This window comes from Brevundimonas sp. S1H14 (assembly GCF_047716865.1).
Classification (GTDB): domain Bacteria; phylum Pseudomonadota; class Alphaproteobacteria; order Caulobacterales; family Caulobacteraceae; genus Brevundimonas; species Brevundimonas naejangsanensis.
Map to the genome: position 1 here is coordinate 1,726,480 of NZ_CP136679.1, position 15,504 is coordinate 1,741,983.

The 15,504-nt window shown below is 67.1% G+C and carries 14 protein-coding genes; 10 read left to right on the top strand and 4 right to left on the bottom strand.

Annotated features, from left to right (window positions below):
• Positions 1-71: 71 nt before the first annotated feature.
• Positions 72-566, top strand: a complete 495-nt coding sequence (locus RSD66_RS08410; RefSeq protein ID WP_415287283.1) for a CinA family protein — start codon at positions 72-74, stop codon at positions 564-566.
• Positions 563-805: a sulfurtransferase TusA family protein gene (locus RSD66_RS08415; RefSeq protein ID WP_415287284.1), complete on the top strand. Its 243-nt coding sequence runs from the start codon at positions 563-565 to the stop codon at positions 803-805. Before RSD66_RS08410 ends, RSD66_RS08415 begins: the two co-directional genes overlap by 4 nt.
• Here RSD66_RS08415 and RSD66_RS08420 read toward each other — a convergent pair.
• Positions 771-1,700, bottom strand: a complete 930-nt coding sequence (locus tag RSD66_RS08420) for a YihY/virulence factor BrkB family protein (RefSeq protein WP_346522951.1) — start codon at positions 1,698-1,700, stop codon at positions 771-773. The genes RSD66_RS08415 and RSD66_RS08420 overlap by 35 nt on opposite strands.
• A 181-nt stretch (positions 1,701-1,881) precedes the next feature.
• Between RSD66_RS08420 and RSD66_RS08425 the strand changes: the two genes are divergently transcribed.
• Positions 1,882-3,189 carry a diguanylate cyclase domain-containing protein gene (locus RSD66_RS08425; protein ID WP_415287285.1) on the top strand — a complete coding sequence of 436 codons (1,308 nt, stop codon included), beginning with the start codon at positions 1,882-1,884 and terminating at the stop codon, positions 3,187-3,189.
• Positions 3,190-3,195: 6 nt separating this feature from the next.
• Here RSD66_RS08425 and RSD66_RS08430 read toward each other — a convergent pair whose 3' ends face one another.
• On the bottom strand, positions 3,196-4,338 hold the full coding sequence (locus RSD66_RS08430; protein ID WP_415287287.1) for a bifunctional 2-C-methyl-D-erythritol 4-phosphate cytidylyltransferase/2-C-methyl-D-erythritol 2,4-cyclodiphosphate synthase: 1,143 nt from the start codon (positions 4,336-4,338) through the stop codon (positions 3,196-3,198).
• 65 nt (positions 4,339-4,403) lie between these two features.
• Here RSD66_RS08430 and dusB point away from each other — a divergent pair, with 65 nt between their 5' ends.
• The 7 genes from dusB to RSD66_RS08465 all read left to right on the top strand — a co-directional run bounded on the left by dusB (position 4,404) and on the right by RSD66_RS08465 (position 13,285).
• Positions 4,404-5,453, top strand: a complete 1,050-nt coding sequence (gene dusB / locus RSD66_RS08435; RefSeq protein ID WP_415287288.1) for a tRNA dihydrouridine synthase DusB — start codon at positions 4,404-4,406, stop codon at positions 5,451-5,453.
• Positions 5,453-7,702, top strand: coding sequence for a sensor histidine kinase NtrY-like (locus RSD66_RS08440; RefSeq protein WP_024352855.1), 2,250 nt, complete (start codon positions 5,453-5,455; stop codon positions 7,700-7,702). Before dusB ends, RSD66_RS08440 begins: the two co-directional genes overlap by 1 nt.
• Positions 7,703-7,712: 10 nt before the next feature.
• Positions 7,713-9,119, top strand: a complete 1,407-nt coding sequence (locus tag RSD66_RS08445; RefSeq protein WP_415287290.1) for a sigma-54-dependent transcriptional regulator — start codon at positions 7,713-7,715, stop codon at positions 9,117-9,119.
• Complete coding sequence (locus RSD66_RS08450; protein ID WP_415287291.1) at positions 9,119-9,979, top strand: D-amino-acid transaminase; 861 nt, start codon at positions 9,119-9,121, stop codon at positions 9,977-9,979. Before RSD66_RS08445 ends, RSD66_RS08450 begins: the two co-directional genes overlap by 1 nt.
• A gap of 110 nt (positions 9,980-10,089) precedes the next feature.
• Positions 10,090-10,335, top strand: a complete 246-nt coding sequence (gene hfq / locus RSD66_RS08455) for an RNA chaperone Hfq (protein WP_003164861.1) — start codon at positions 10,090-10,092, stop codon at positions 10,333-10,335.
• Positions 10,336-11,649 (top strand): GTPase HflX, encoded by a 1,314-nt coding sequence (hflX, locus tag RSD66_RS08460; protein ID WP_415287292.1) that lies wholly within the window; start codon positions 10,336-10,338, stop codon positions 11,647-11,649.
• A gap of 7 nt (positions 11,650-11,656) precedes the next feature.
• Positions 11,657-13,285 (top strand): Na+/H+ antiporter, encoded by a 1,629-nt coding sequence (locus RSD66_RS08465; RefSeq protein ID WP_119411954.1) that lies wholly within the window; start codon positions 11,657-11,659, stop codon positions 13,283-13,285.
• Position 13,286: 1 nt separating this feature from the next.
• Here the strand turns inward: RSD66_RS08465 and mazG are convergent, their stop codons facing one another.
• Positions 13,287-14,075 (bottom strand): nucleoside triphosphate pyrophosphohydrolase, encoded by a 789-nt coding sequence (gene mazG, locus RSD66_RS08470; RefSeq protein ID WP_415287294.1) that lies wholly within the window; start codon positions 14,073-14,075, stop codon positions 13,287-13,289.
• Entirely contained in the window at positions 14,076-15,461 is a 1,386-nt protein-coding gene (locus RSD66_RS08475) for an MFS transporter (RefSeq protein ID WP_415287296.1), read from the bottom strand.
• Between the last annotated feature and the right edge of the window lie 43 nt (positions 15,462-15,504).

Here is a 15,504-nt window from a genome sequence, read left to right on the forward strand (position 1 = left end):
GCTGCTTTCGACCTGAAACGGGTGATTCCGCAGGTCGAGGCTAGGACGACTCGAGGATGGAGCGAATTCCCATGTTGCCGCAGGATATCGAGGAGACCGCTGAAAACGTGATCGGCCATGCGATCAGGGCCGGTCTGATGATCGCAACGGCCGAAAGCTGCACCGGCGGACTGGTGGCGAGCGCCCTGACGGCGATCGCAGGGTCTTCGGCCGTCGTGGATCGGGGCTTCGTCACCTACAGCAACGAGGCCAAGAGGGAGATGCTGGGCGTGCAGAAGGACGTGCTGGCGCGTTTCGGGGCGGTGTCGGAACCGACGGCGCGGGCCATGGCCGAGGGAGCGAAGGCGCATTCGCGGGCCCAGGTCGCGGTGTCCGTCACCGGGATCGCCGGGCCGGGCGGCGGATCGGACGACAAGCCGGTCGGCCTGGTTCACTTCGCCATCGCAGGGCCTGAAGGAACCGTGGCCCATGTCGAAAAGCGATTCGGCGCCATCGGGCGCGATCAGGTGCGTCTGGAAAGCGTGCGCGTCGCCCTGGGCCTGTTGCTGGACGCGGCGACGCAATGAGCGAGCCTGTCGTCATCGACGCGCGGGGTCACAGATGTCCGGTCCCCAGCCTGCGACTGCGCAAGGCGATGGAGGGCGCCTGTGCGGCCGCGCAATGGACGTTGCTGGCGACCGATCCGATGGCGCGTATCGACGTGCCCTTCCTGATGCAGGAAATGGGCGGCCGGGTCATTGGGATCGATGAGTCGGACGGCGTGCTTCAGATCACTGTCGAGAGCGGCGACGCTCGGACAGGCTGACGACCGTGTCGGAATAGGCCTCGGGCGGGGGCAGGGCGGCGCGCTTTTCCCAGTCGATCTCCAGTTCCGTGGCGAAGGCGCCGCCATAGAAGACGGCGTTGACGTTCCACGACAGCCAGATCAGCAACACCACCACAGCGCCGACCGAGCCGTAGGTCGCGCCCAGATGCACGATCTGCTCGACGTAGATGGTGCATAGCCACGAGAAGAAGCTGGACATGACCGTCGCGACCAGACCGCCGATGACCGCCGCCTTCCACGCGACGCGCTTGGCGTGCGCCATGGCGTAGCGATAGAGCATGGTCAGCCCCAGCCACAGGCCGAGCGCAGGCCACAAACCATCGAGCGGCATCGTCATCCAGCCGCCCGGTTGGTCGACATAGGCGTGCTCCATCAGGCGCGAGGTGACGACGGCGCCCGACACGACGGTGAACAGCACGAAAGCCGCAAGCGCGACCAGGAAGGCCAGCAGGTTGAATTTGAAAAAGCCGAGCGGCTTGGTTTCGTCGTGGATCAGATTCAGCCCCGCCAGCAGGGCCTTGAAGCCCCGATGCGCGGCATAGGCGCCGATGACCAGGGCGATTGCGCTCTGCAGCGATACGGTCCGCGCCGAGGCGTTCGCCAGCCGGTCGATCTCGTTCAGAAACAGGGTGCGCGCGGCCGAGGGAATGACGTCCGCCAGGGCTGCCGCCTGTTCGCTGACCTGTCCTATCGTCAGGACGGCCTTGTAGAAGCCGATCAGGATGGCGATGGCCGGGAACAGGGCCAGCAGGGCGAAAAAGGAAACCCCGCCGGTATAGAGCATGACGTCCCGGCCCCAGCTTCTGGCGAAGGCGCGGCCTGCGAGGCGCGCCGTGTGCATGGGCAGGTCCGCGAGCGGTAAGGGCTGGGTCAATCCAAGGCCTCGTCGTCGAACAAGCGGGGGGATTAACCCCATTCGGCGTGAAGTGGGAACCCCTGATCGGCGGTCCGGCGGTACGCGATCTTGCCCATTGCGGGTCGCGGCTGCGCCGGTATCATGTCCCAAGGCTCGGAAAAGGCAGCGGGGGCGGCCGGCCGAAGCCAGGAGATTCTGCTTGCATCCGAACCCGCGCGTGCTGGTTGTCGCCGACGCTGACGACTCTCTGGATTCCCTGTGCGAGGGGCTGGATCGGCTGGGATGGCGAACCCTGACCGCGCGCGATCTGGATGCGGCCATCCTGGCGTTGGAAGACCTGACGATCGACGCCGCCGTCGTGGATACGGCCCTGTTGGACGCTTCGGCGATTGCGCGGCTGCGATCGTCGACGGATGCGCGTTACCTGACGATTCTGGGCGTCGGGGCGCCGATGGGCGCCGGTCTCAATGGCTGCGATCTGACGCTTTCCAGGGCCCCGCATCCGGCGCAGGCCGCCATGCGGCTGGAACAGATGACCCGCGCGGCGGTGGCGGAGGAAGAGTTCGTTCTGCGTCAGGCCACGTTCGGCCAGCATGGCGTGGCCCTGGCGGCGCCAGACATGGAAGCGTCGCCGCTGAATATCCTGACCGCCGGGGCGGCGGACCGTCGATTCCTTGCGCTTTCGAACGCCCTGGTGGAACTGGGGGCCGAGGTGGTGGCGGCGCCGACGCCCTATACGGCCTTTGACTATCTGCATGAGCGTGCGTTCGACGGCGCCGTCCTCTGGGGCGATCGATCGCATGCGCCTGCCCTGGCGATCGCGGCGGGAATGCGCCGCAACACGCGCCTGTACCATATTCCGCTGACCCTCTATCTGCGGGACGAGGAGGCGGGCGAGGCCTTGGGCGACCTGTACCGGCGAGGGTTCGCCGACGTCGCCGACCCGACGACGCCGGAAGAGGACGCCGCGGCCCGTGTGGTGGCCCTGGCGCGCAATCACCGCCGGCAGCAGGGGCTTCGCCGTGCGCTCGACGCGGTGCGGGGCAGCGACCTGATGGATGAGGCGACGGGGCTGTTCAGCCGCGACCTGTTCGCCTCGCATTTGAGCCGGCTGGTGGACGGGGCTCGAGTTCGCTCGCGACCCTTGTCTGTCGGCGTGCTGCGCGTGGCGGGGCGCGAGGCTCTGGAAGCGTTGAGAGCGGGAGGCTGGCTGGAGAAGGCCATGCCTCAGGTCGGGGCCATGGTGTCCCGTCTGGTTCGTGTCGAAGACACCGCCGCCCGCCTGTCCAGCGAGACCTTCGCCCTTGCCTTGCCCGCTACCGACGAAGCCTCGGCCCGCCTCACGGCCGAGCGGATCGCGGCCGTCATCGCCTGCACGGCCTTTGACGCGGGCAAGGATCGCTCCCCGTTCGTGGTGGAGCTGGACGTCGGGGTGGCGCAGTTGAGCGCCGAAGATACGGCGTTGACCTTGTTGGAAAGGGCCGCCGCCGGACTGACTCGGGCCTGACCTCGATCAGCCGGGCAGTTCGACCGAGACGGCGGCCTGAGCGGCCAGGCCTTCGCCGCGCCCCGTGAAGCCGAGGCCTTCGCTGGTGGTCGCCTTTACGCTGATCGCGTCCAGCGGCAGGTTCAATAGTTCCGCCAGACGCTCGCGCATCGCCTGTCGATGAGGCTTCACCTTGGGCTGCTCGCAGATCAGGGTGACGTCCACGTTGACGATGCGCCCCCCGCGCGCCGCCACCCGCTCAGCCGCATAGACTAGGAAACGGTCCGAGGCGGCGCCCTTCCATTGCGGATCGCTGGGCGGGAAATGGTCGCCGATGTCGCCGTCGGCGATCGCGCCCAGAATGGCGTCGGTCAGGGCGTGCAGCCCCGCATCGGCGTCCGAATGGCCGATCAGGGTCTGGTCGTGCGGTATCTCGACCCCGCACAGCCAGACCGACGAACCGGGGCCCCAGCGATGGACATCGAATCCCTGTCCGATGCGAACGACAGTGCGGGGGGCGGCGAGCGCCTCGGCCATGGCGAAATCCTCAGGGTAGGTCAGTTTCAGAAGGCGTGGATCGCCGGGGATCAACCGGACGCGGCCGCCGGCGCGTTCGACGACGGCGGCTTCGTCGGTCGCCGTCTCATCGTTCGGCCATGCGGCATAGGCGTCGCGAATGGTCTTCAGACGGAAGGCCTGAGGCGTCTGGGCGCGCCAGAGGTGGTCGCGATCGACGCCTCCGACAATGAAATCGCTCTCGGCGCGACGCAGGCTGTCGGCGACGGCGAGCGCGGGCAGGGCGCCGTCAGCGTCCTTAAGGCCCTGCAGCAGGGCCTCTATGATGTCGGCGCTGAGGAACGGCCGGGCGGCGTCGTGGATCAGCATAGGCTCTGCGTCATCCGCCGTCAGCGCCGCCAGACCGGCCTGAACCGAGGCGGCCCGGGTCGCGCCGCCGGGCACGGCGCGCCAGCCGGACAGTCCGGCCAGAGCCGCCTGCGCCGTCGCTTCAGCGTCGGCGGCGATCACCACTACGACCTCACGCGCGCCAGCCTTCAGCAAAGCCTCGACCGACCAGGCGATGATCGGGCGTCCGGCGACGATGCGCCACTGCTTGGCGCCCCCGGCCCGCGAGCCCGAACCGGCGGCGACGACAATCGCTGAGAATCCCATGACGGCCTTCTAGGCGTCCCGGTTCCGCTTGACGAGAGGGGGCGCCTTCGGTGCTAAGGGGGCGTATGAAGACTGGCCTGCAAATTGGGGACGTAAGGATCGACGGACGGGTGCTGATGGCGCCCATGACCGGGATCACCGATCTACCGTTCCGGGTGCTGGCCTCGCAGTTGGGCGCCTCTTACGTGGCGACCGAAATGGTGGCGGCGGCCGAGTTGGCGCGCGCGCGGCCGGACGTGGTGCGCCGCGCCGCAGTGGGCGGAGGCTTGCCGCTGACGGTGATCCAACTGGTCGGCGGCGACGCCGAGGCCATGGCCGAGGGCGCGCGTATGGCGCAGAAGGCCGGCGCCGACATCATCGACCTGAACTTCGGCTGTCCCGCCAAGGAAGTCACCGGCGCCGCCTGCGGCTCGGCCCTGATGCGGACGCCGGATCAGGCGGCGCGGATCATGGAGGCGGTCGTTCAGGCCGTCAGTCGGCCGGTGACGGTCAAGATGCGGCTGGGATGGGACGACAACAGTCTCAACGCCGCCGATCTGGCGCGCCGGGCCGAGGCGCTGGGCGTGGCGGCTGTGACGGTGCACGGCCGCACCCGCAAGCAGTTCTACACTGGGATCGCCGACTGGGAAGCGGTGGCCGAGGTGAAGCAGGCGGTGGCCATTCCCGTCATCGTCAACGGCGACATCATCACCGCCGAACAGGCGCGCGAGGCCCTGGAACGATCCGGCGCCGACGCCCTGATGCTGGGGCGAGGCGTCTATGGCCGGCCGTGGCTGGCCGCACATCTGGAGCGCGCCCTGATCGACGGGACGCAACTGCGCGAGCCGGATCGGGAAGAGCGGCTCGCGATCGTCATCCGGCATCTGCGGGCGTCGGTTGACTTCTACGGCCTGCCGCTGGGGCTGAAGATGTTCCGCAAACATCTGGGCTGGTACATCGAACAGGCGCCCTGGCCGGCCGATCCGACCGAGCGACGGGCCGCCAAGGCGCGCCTGTGTAGGCTGGAGACGCCAGAGGAGGTCGAGGAGGCGCTGACGGCGTTGTGGCTCGATGTGAAGCATTCTCGCAACTTCGATGTTGAAAATAAGCCACAGGTGGTTGAAGCTATCGCTTGATGTCGAACCCCGCCGCCCCGGCTGATCACCATAACTCGGAGCTTTCGCTCTGGGGGCGATTGGCTGGCGGTCGGGCGCGCGCCCTGTTCGGCACAGCCTATGCGGTCGCTTTCATCGTTACGGCGGCGGCGATCTGGCTTGTCGCCATCGCGCCCGGCGCGACCGGCGGAGGCGATGCCCGCTCAGCGGCCAGTCAGGCCGTGCTGTTTATCCTGCTGGCCAATCTGGTCCTGATTTTCGGACTGGCCTTTGTGATCGGCGTTCGCGTGCTGCGCCTGTTCCGCAACCGCTACGACCCTGGGGCGCGGCTGCACCTGCGCTTCGTAACCCTGTTCTCGCTGGTTTCGGTCGTGCCCGCCGTGCTGATCGCCCTGGTGTTCGGCGTTCTGGTCAACCGCGGCGTCGATCAGTGGTTCAGCGCGAATGTGCAATCGGCTGTCAGGAACGGCGCTGAGATCGGTCGGGCCTATGTCGCCGATGTCGGCAGCGGGCTTGAGGCCGACATGGAGACCATGTCCACTGAACTGGGCGGAGTGCGCGGCCTGTTCGACAATCGCATCCAGTTTTCCCGCGCCCTGGCTCAGATCGGCGACTTCTTCGGCTATCCGGCGCTTTATATCCTCGACGAGAACGGCCGGGTGCTGGCCAGCGGCGAGCGGCCCGGCGCGCCGCCCTATGTCGCGCCGCCCCGCGAAGCCTTGGAGACGGTTGCGGGCGGCGAGGTGGCGCCCACCACGGTGACGGAGAATCCCGACACGGTTCGCGCCCTCTATCCGCTGCCTGACTATGGCGACGCCTATCTCTACGTCGTGCGCCCGCTGGCGCCGGGCCTGATCCAGCGGATGCGCAACGGCGAGGAATCCATCACCGCCTATCGCGAGGCGGAGGAAAGCCGCGCCCGCATCCAGGCGGCTTTCGCCCTCAGCTATCTCGAAACGGCCCTGCTGGTGCTGGTTGGCGCGGTGTGGCTGGCCATGTCGGCGGCCAGTTCGATCTCGGCGCCCATCGGTCGGCTGGTGAAGGCGGCCGACCAGGTGGCCGGCGGCGATCTGGACGCGAGGGTCGATAATGCTGAGGCGCCGGCAGAGCTGATCGTCCTGTCCGAAGCGTTCAACCGCATGACGCAGGACATCAAGACCCAGCAGGCCGCCTTGAAGACCGCGTCCGACGAGGCTCAGGCCCGAAGCCTGTTCATTGAAACCGTGCTGTCGGGCGTCAGTGCGGGCGTCATCGGCCTGGATCGCAAGCGCCGCATCTCGGCCATCAACGACAGCGCCAGCTATCTGTTGGGGCTGGACGCCGAACATGTGCAGGGACGGCGGCTGGCCGAGGTGGCACCAGAATTGGGCGAGCTATCCGAGCGCGGCGAGGCCCATATCGAAGAAGACATCGACATCGACCGCAACGGCGATGCCCTGCGCCTGCGGGTCCGTATCGAAGGCGGGCAGGGCGGCGAGATGGTGCTGACCTTCGACGACATCACGCGTCTGGTCACGGCCCAGCGTAACGCCGCCTGGCGTGATGTGGCGCGGCGCATCGCCCATGAGATCAAGAACCCGCTGACCCCGATCCAGCTGTCGGCCGAACGCTTGCGTCGCCGCTATCGCGAGCAGGTCGGCGATGATGTCGAAGTTTTCGACCGCTGCACCGAGACCATCATCCGTCAGGTCGGCGATATCGGACGGATGGTGGACGAATTTTCGTCCTTCGCGCGGATGCCCGCGCCTCGTTTCTCACGCGAGAACCCGGCTGAAATGCTGCGCGAGGCGGTGTTCGCCCAGCGCGTTGCGGCGGGCGATATCGGAGTCGATCTGATCGAGCCCCTGCCGGACGTCGCGATGCAGGCTGACGGTCGCATGGTTCGTCAGGCCCTCGCCAATATCCTGAAGAACGCAGGCGAGGCGGTGGCCGGTCGACGCGAGCGGGACGGGGTGACGGAGCCCGGTCTGGGGATCATCGCCCGTCTGACGGTCGAGGACGGTTTCGCTTCCTTCATCATCGAGGACGACGGTGTCGGCCTGCCGGCCAAGGACCGGGACCGGCTGACCGAACCCTATGTAACGACGCGCGAGAAGGGGACGGGCCTGGGCCTGGCCATCGTCAAGCGCATCTGTGAAGACCACGGCGGAGAGCTGAGGCTGGCCGACGCCGAAACCTTGTCAGGCGCGCGCGTGTGCCTGACCTTCCCCCTGAGCCAGGATCATAAGGCCGCCGCTCGCGCTTCCAGCGCGATGCGGACGGCGGAGTAAGAGAGGCGTCATGAAAAGCACCGGTGCCGACATTCTGGTCGTCGACGACGAAGCCGATATCCGCGAGCTGGTTTCCGGCCTGCTGGAGGACGAAGGCCACGCGGTCCGTACGGCCGCCAACTCGGACGAGGCCCTGGCCGCCATCAAGGCGCGCAAACCGTCGCTGGCGGTCCTGGACATATGGATGCAGGGCGGCGGGCTGGACGGCCTGGAACTGCTGGATGTCGTGCGCGAGCTGGATGAGGACCTGCCGGTCGTCATGATCTCGGGCCACGGCAATATTGAAACGGCGGTCAGCGCCCTGAAGCGCGGCGCCTATGACTTCATCGAAAAGCCGTTCAAGTCCGACCGGCTGGTGGTGGTGGTCGAGCGGGCGCTGGACGCGGCTTCTCTGAAGCGCGAGAACCGTCGCCTGCGCGCCCAGACGCTGACGCCCAGCGGCCTGATCGGCAAGTCTGTGGCGGCGCAGGCGCTGCGCAGCACCATCTCCAAGGTGGCGCCCGCCAACAGCCGCATCCTGATCGCGGGGCCTCCGGGCTCGGGCAAGGAACTGGTCGCGCGCCAGATCCACGACGCCAGCCCGCGCGCCCGGGCCGAGTTCGTGGCGATCTCGGCCGCCGGCATGACGCCCGAGCGCCTCGACGTCGAACTGTTCGGGGAAGAAGGCGGCGACGGTCGCCCCCGCAAGATCGGCGTCTTTGAACAGGCGCATAACGGCACCCTGTTCCTCGACGACGTGGCCGACATGCCCCGCGAGAGCCAGAGCCGTATCCTGCGTGTTCTGGTCGAGCAGCGGTTCCGCCGCGTCGGCGGCGAACAGGATGTTCAGGTCGACGTGCGGGTCATCAGTTCGACCTCGCGGGATCTGCGTCTGGAGATCAGCGAAGGGCGCTTCCGCGAGGACCTGTTCCACCGTCTGAACGTGGTGCCGATCCGCGTCCCGCCGCTGTCCGAACGTCGCGAGGATATCAGCGAACTCGTCGAGTATTTCGTCGATAGTCTTTCGGCGTCGCAGGGGCTGCCGCATCGCCGCATCGCCGATGACGCCCTGGCTGTGCTGCAGGTCCACCCGTGGCCCGGCAACGTTCGGCAACTGCGCAACAATGTCGAACGCCTGCTGATCCTGGCGACCGGGACGGCGGACGAGCCGATAACGGCGGACATGCTGCCGCAGGAGGTGGCGTCGTCCGCCAGCCCCGCCTCGCTCAGCGCCGATCGCATCATCGCCCTGCCGCTGCGTGAAGCCAGGGAGGTGTTCGAGCGGGAATATCTGTCGGCGCAGATCATGCGCTTCGGCGGCAATATCTCGCGCACGGCCGCCTTCATCGGCATGGAGCGGTCGGCGCTGCATCGCAAGCTTAAGTCGCTGGGCGTGTCGCCCGCACGCGGCGGAGACGAAGAAGGAGAGGGCGCCTGATGTCCAGGGTCGCCTATGTAAACGGCGTTTATCAGCCGCACGGTCAGGCCGTTGTCCACATCGAGGATCGCGGGTTTCAGTTCGCCGACGGCGTCTATGAGGTCTGGTCGGTGTTTGACGGTAAGCTGGCTGACTATCAGGGCCACCTGGGCCGGTTGGCGCGCAGCCTGACCGAGCTGCGCATCGACATTCCCATGTCGGCCCAGTCGCTGGGCATCGTCCTGCGTGAAACCATCCGCCGCAATCGGGTGCGCAACGGTCTGGTCTATGTCCAGATCACGCGCGGCACCGCCCCGCGCGACCACGCCTTCCCAAAGGATGTGGCGCCCAGCGTCATCGTCACCGCGAAGTCTGTCGACCTGAAGAAGGGCGAGGCCCTTGCCGCCAGGGGCGCCGCCGGGGTCACCCACCCAGACATGCGCTGGGGACGCTGCGACATCAAGACGGTCGGCCTTCTGCCCAACGCCCTGGCCAAGCAGGCGGCCCGTGAACGCGGCGCTTACGAAGCCATCCTGTTCGACGAAATGGGCATGGTGACCGAGGGCTCCTCGACCAACGCCTGGATCGTTGACGAGAACGGCAAGCTGAGGACCCGCGACACCCAGGCCAACATCCTGCGCGGCATCACCCGCGCGGCGATCCTGAAACTGGTGGAGGCGGAAGGCATCGAACTGGAAGAGCGCGCCTTCAGCGTCGAAGAGGCCAAGCGCGCGCGTGAAATCTTCGTCACGGCGGCCAGTTCTTTCGTCATGCCGATCGTGTCTCTGGACGGAACCCGCATCGGCGAGGGCAAGCCGGGCCCGGTGGCTGCCCGTTTGCGCGAGATTTATCTGGAACAGGCGCGCCGCGAGGCCATTTAAGCCGTTGCCGCACCGGCGGGGGCGTGGCTAAGGTCGCGAATGCGGGCGACGTCCCGCCTCGCGGCCATTCCGCCGTCGATGAAAAAGACCAAGAACAGGATCAACCTGCCATGTCGCAAGACAAACGACAGAACCTCCAGGACACCTTCCTGAACAGCGTCCGCAAGACAAAGACGCCGCTGACCATCTTCCTGGTGAACGGCGTCAAGCTTCAGGGCATCGTCACCTGGTTCGATAACTTCTGTGTGCTGCTGCGTCGCGATGGCCAATCGCAGCTGGTCTACAAGCACGCCATCTCGACCATCATGCCGTCCGCGCCCGTGCAACTGTACGAGCCCGACGCCGAAGAAGACTGATTGACCTCCAAACTCATTGACCACGCCGTCCCGCTGATCCGGGCCGTCGTCATCCATCCCGACCGTCGCGGCGACAATGCGCGCCATGCTTCCGAACGCCTGGAAGAAGCCGTGGGCCTGGCCCAGGCGCTGGACCTCGACGTCCGGGCGCAGGAGATCGTGCGCCTGCGATCCGTCACGCCCGCCACCCTGATTGGTCGGGGCAAGCTGGAAGAGATTTCAGCCCTGATCCTGGCCGCTGATGCCGAGGCGGTTGTCGTCGACGATCAACTGACCCCGGTGCAGCAGCGCAACCTTGAACGCTTCTGGGACATCAAGGTCATCGACCGCACCGGCTTGATCCTCGAGATCTTCGGCCGCCGCGCCCGCACGCGCGAAGGCCGTCTTCAGGTCGAGCTGGCGCGGCTGGAATATGAGCGCTCGCGCCTTGTCCGCACCTGGACCCACCTCGAGCGCCAGCGCGGCGGCACGGGCGGCGTCGGCGGCCCCGGCGAAACTCAGATCGAACTAGACCGGCGGATGATCGCCGACCGCATCGTCCGGTTGAAGGCCGAACTGGAAGAGGTGCGCCGCACGCGCGGCCTGCACCGCAAGGCGCGCAAACAGGTCCCGTTCCCGTCTGTCGCCCTCGTTGGTTACACCAATGCGGGCAAGTCGACGCTGTTCAATCGTCTGACCGGTGCCGAGGTCATGGCGAAGGATCTGCTGTTCGCGACTCTGGACACGACCCAGCGCACCATCCGTCTGCCGCAGGGGCGTCCGGCCATCATCGCCGATACCGTGGGTTTCGTCTCCGATCTGCCGCACGAACTGGTCGAGAGCTTCCGCGCCACGCTGGAGGAGGTCGGCGAGGCCGATCTGATCCTGCATGTGCGCGACATCGCCTCGCCCGACAGCGCCGCCCAGGCCAAGGACGTCGAGACCGTGCTGGAGCAGATACCGACGCCGGAAGGAAAGACGCGCCGCATCCTTGAGGTCTGGAACAAGATCGACCTGCTGGAACCCGAAACGCGGGAAGCCGTGGTCGGTCAGGCCGAACGTCTTGCGCGCGAGGGAACGGCCGTGGCTGTGTCTGCCTGGACAGGCGAGGGGATCGAGGCGCTCCGCGAAACCATCGCCGCCCTGATCGACGATGATCCCGAGACGCAGCTTACGGTCGAACCGCATCGCGGCGACCTGCTGGCGTGGCTCTACGCCAACGGCCGCGTGACGGGGCGCGAGACCGACGAGGACGGCCGGGTTCATCTGACGGTCCGTCTGCATCCCGCCGCGCTGGGGCGACTTGAACGGCTGTATCCGGATGTGATCGACTGATCCCGTCATGCATCTGATCGAGACCATCCTCTTCCTGTTGCTGGCCGTGGTGCTGTCGGGATGGGTGGCTCGCATCACGCGCATCGCCCTGCCTCTGGTGCAGATCGCGCTGGGCGCGGGGGTGGTGCTGATCACCGGCGAGTCAGTCGATCTGAAGCCGGATGTCTTCTTCCTGCTGTTCCTTCCGCCGCTGCTGTTCGTGGACGGTTGGCGCATCCCCAAGGAGGCGCTGTTCCGGGACCGGGTGGTGATCCTGGAGCTGGCTTTGGGGCTGGTGGTCTTCACCGTTCTGGGACTGGGCTTTCTGATCCACTGGATGATCCCGGCCATGCCGCTGGCCGTGGCCTTCGCCCTGGCGGCCATCCTGTCGCCAACGGACCCGATTGCGGTCCAGGCCATCGCTGGGCGGGCGCCGATCCCCAAGCGGCTGATGCACATCCTCGAAGGCGAGTCCCTGCTGAACGACGCCAGCGGCTTGACCTGCATGCGGATCGCCGTGCTGGCGGCGACGACCGGCGCCTTTTCTCTGACCAGCGCTTTTGGAACCTTCGCCTGGCTGGCTCTGGCGGGCGTGGCGGTCGGCATCGTCGTCACTCTCGCCATAGGACTGGTGAAGGCCTTCATCAGCCGTCGCTGGGGCGAAGATGTCGGCGGCCAGATTCTGATCAGCCTGCTGATGCCCTTCGCGGCCTATCTGGCGGCCGAAACCATCCATGCTTCCGGCATTCTGGCGGCGGTGGCGGCGGGCGTGACGATGAGCTTCACCGAACGTCAGGGCTCGGCCCTGGCCGCGACCCGCATTCGCCGCGCCGTGGTCTGGGACACGGTGCAATTCGTCGCCAACGGCCTGATCTTCGTCATCCTGGGCGAGCAGATGCCGTCCATCATGGCGCGCGCCGCCGAGGTGACACGCACAACCCAGCACAGCGAGTTATGGTGGCTGGCGGTCTATGTCTTCGCCATCGTCGCGGCGCTGGCGGTGTTGCGCTTCGTCTGGGTGTGGACCTCGCTGAAGCTGACCCTGTTCCGCCGCAAGGGTCGCGGCGCCCCGCCCAAGGTCGGTTTGAGGCTCGTGGCGGTCATGTCTCTGGCGGGCGTGCGCGGCGCCATCACCCTGGCCGGCATTCTCACCTTGCCTTTCTATCTGGGCGACGGGTCGCCGATGCCGGCGCGGAACCTGGCCATCTTTCTGGCGGCGGGCGTGATCATCGTCTCGCTGGTGCTGGCGACTATCGCCCTGCCGCGCCTGTTGAAGGGCGTCCAACTGCCGCCCGAGGATGATCATCAGGCCGAGGAAAATCGCTCTCGCGTCGCAGCCGCCTGGGCCGCTATCCGCGCCATCGAGGACGCCCAGCACGCGATGGCCGAGGGCAAGGCGGACCCCGACTTCTACACCGAAACCGCCACACGAGTGATGGAAGTCTATCGCCATCGCATCGACATGCGCGCCAGCATGGAGGCCGACGCCGTGGTCCAGGCCCGCCGCTCCGACGAGATTGAGCGCCGCTTGCGTCTGACGGGCCTCGCCGCAGAGCGAGAGGAACTGGTCCGCCTGGGCCGTCAGCGGCTGATCGACGAAGAGACGGCCCGCAAGCTGATCCGCGAGATCGACCTGCAGGAATTGCGCTACATCTAGCTTAGGCTCGCTCGGCCGCCTTCGCCGCGTCCCACAGGGCGTCCATTTCGGGCAGGTCGGACTGTTCCGGCGCGCGGCCATCTTTCTTCAACTCGGCTTCGATGAACTCGAAACGACGCACGAATTTGGCGTTGGCGGCGCGCAGGGCGTCTTCGGGCTCGACCTCCAGCTTGCGGGCCAGATTGGCGACGACGAACAGCAGGTCGCCCAGCTCTTCACGCGCCTTGTCCTTGTCGCCCGCCGCGATTTCGGCGCGCAGTTCCTCGACCTCTTCAGCCAGCTTGTCGAAGACCTCGTCGGTCGAGGGCCAGTCGAAGCCGACACGGCCTGCGCGCTTGGTCAGTTTGGCGGCGCGGGTCAGGGCGGGCAGGCCGACCGGCACATCGTCCAGCACGCCATGCTGTTTCTTGGCCTTGCGCTCGGCGGCCTTGATGTCTTCCCAGCGGGCCTTCTGGGCCGGGCCGGTGGCCTTGGCGGCTTCGTCGCCGAAGACGTGCGGATGGCGGCGGATCAGCTTGTCAGCCATGGCCTCGGCCACGTCTTCCAGCCGGAAATGCCCGGCTTCCTCGGCCATGCGCGAGTGGAAGACCACCTGGAACAGCAGGTCGCCCAGTTCGACCCTGAGCTCGTCCATGTCGCCGCGCTCGATGGCGTCGGCGACCTCATAGGCTTCCTCGATCGTATAGGGGGCGATGGTCTGAAAGGTCTGCTCCACGTCCCAGGGACAGCCGCCGTTCGGATCGCGCAGGCGAACCATGATGTCCTTCAGGCGGTCGACGGGATGGGTCATTCAGGCGTGTCCGGCGTCTCTTTGCGCCAGGGCGGCGCGGATTTCATCGTGCCTGCTCGCAGTCAGGGGATAGCCCTTCAGCACCCAGGCGGTGGCCGCCAATAGCAGGCCCGGCACGGCGATGAACAGGATCTGCAGGATCAACAGCGAGAAGTCGCTGTTCCCTTCCGGCCCCGGCAGAGCCTTGAACCCGACCAGCGGCAGAATGGCGTAAGGAAGCAGGGCGAAGACGTGACCCATCTTGGTCGTGGCCGACAGGATGGAGAACATCAGGCCGGTGCGGTCCACGCCCGTCTCTAGTCGCACCTCGTCGCCCGCATCCGCCATCATGGCCCGCAGCAGGAACAGGCCCGCTGCATAGGGCAGGCCGGCGATGAACATGGCGACTGCCGTCAGGGCGAAGTTCCCGCCAGGAACCAGGGTCGCGCCGACATAGAAGACGGCGAAGATCAGGCTGGCCACGGCCAGGGCGCGGTCCTTGCCGATCCGGGTCGCCAGCCAGGCCCAGATGGGCGCCCCGACCAGGCCCGCCATGAAGTAGATCAGCATGAACAGCGACGCCTGGGTGTGATCGTAACCCTTGATCTGGCCGAAGAAGAAGAACAGCAGCGACCCGGTGATGCCCGGCGCAATGCCCAGCAGCAGGTCGGCGATCAGCAGCTTGCGCACCGTCTTCATCCTGAACAGGGCCAGATAGGCGCGCGGCCCGCCGTGCGGCGCGGCGCCCGCGTTGACCGGCTCGGGCACGGCCACCATCGCCAGACCGATGGTCAGGGGCAGGGCGATGATGATGGCCCAGCCCATGATGCGTACGCCGTCGACGTAGTTCCCCAGGCCTGTCTTCACCACGATGGTCGGCAGGATCAGGATCAGGATCACGCCGATGATGTTGAACACCTGCCACCAGCCATAGACGCGGCTGCGTTGGTCGTACTGAGGCGCCAGCACGGCGGCCCAGCCCAACTGGCCCAGCGTTCCCATCGAGAAGCCGAGGTAGAGCACCAGCAGCCAGGCGAACAGGTAGACGGGCCCGGCGCCCGGCTGGACCATCACGAACATCATCAGCGCCGCCAGCATCAGGATGGGCGTCGCCACGGCCATCCATGGGCGATAGCGGCCCAGGCGCGTGCGCGTTCGGTCCATCCCCCAGCCGATAAAGGGGTCGAACAGAATGTCGATCAGCCGCACCGCCATGAAGACGGCGGCCACCATGCCCATCTCGATGCCGACATGGGTGGCGTAGAACTCCGGCAGGGTGACGGGCAGGGCGACGCCGAAAGCCGCCAGCGGCAGGCAGGGCCCTGAGAAGGCGGCCAGGATGGCGTTGGAGCGACGCGGCGCGTCGGGCGCAGCTGTGGCGGACGAAGGCGCGGCGGTTGCGGTCATGCGGTCACGGCCCGATCGCGGCGCGAGTCGGCCGCAACGGTCA

Excerpts from the sequence above, each read along its gene's own strand:
- RSD66_RS08410 (WP_415287283.1), top strand. The coding sequence starts at position 72 with ATGTTGCCGCAGGATATCGAGGAGACCGCTGAAAACGTGATCGGCCAT.
- RSD66_RS08415 (WP_415287284.1), top strand. The coding sequence starts at position 563 with ATGAGCGAGCCTGTCGTCATCGACGCGCGGGGTCACAGATGTCCGGTC.
- RSD66_RS08430 (WP_415287287.1), bottom strand. The coding sequence starts at position 4,338 with ATGGGATTCTCAGCGATTGTCGTCGCCGCCGGTTCGGGCTCGCGGGCC.
- dusB (WP_415287288.1), top strand. The coding sequence starts at position 4,404 with ATGAAGACTGGCCTGCAAATTGGGGACGTAAGGATCGACGGACGGGTG.
- RSD66_RS08440 (WP_024352855.1), top strand. The coding sequence starts at position 5,453 with ATGTCGAACCCCGCCGCCCCGGCTGATCACCATAACTCGGAGCTTTCG.
- RSD66_RS08445 (WP_415287290.1), top strand. The coding sequence starts at position 7,713 with ATGAAAAGCACCGGTGCCGACATTCTGGTCGTCGACGACGAAGCCGAT.
- RSD66_RS08450 (WP_415287291.1), top strand. The coding sequence starts at position 9,119 with ATGTCCAGGGTCGCCTATGTAAACGGCGTTTATCAGCCGCACGGTCAG.
- hfq (WP_003164861.1), top strand. The coding sequence starts at position 10,090 with ATGTCGCAAGACAAACGACAGAACCTCCAGGACACCTTCCTGAACAGC.
- RSD66_RS08465 (WP_119411954.1), top strand. The coding sequence starts at position 11,657 with ATGCATCTGATCGAGACCATCCTCTTCCTGTTGCTGGCCGTGGTGCTG.
- mazG (WP_415287294.1), bottom strand. The coding sequence starts at position 14,075 with ATGACCCATCCCGTCGACCGCCTGAAGGACATCATGGTTCGCCTGCGC.
- RSD66_RS08475 (WP_415287296.1), bottom strand. The coding sequence starts at position 15,461 with ATGACCGCAACCGCCGCGCCTTCGTCCGCCACAGCTGCGCCCGACGCG.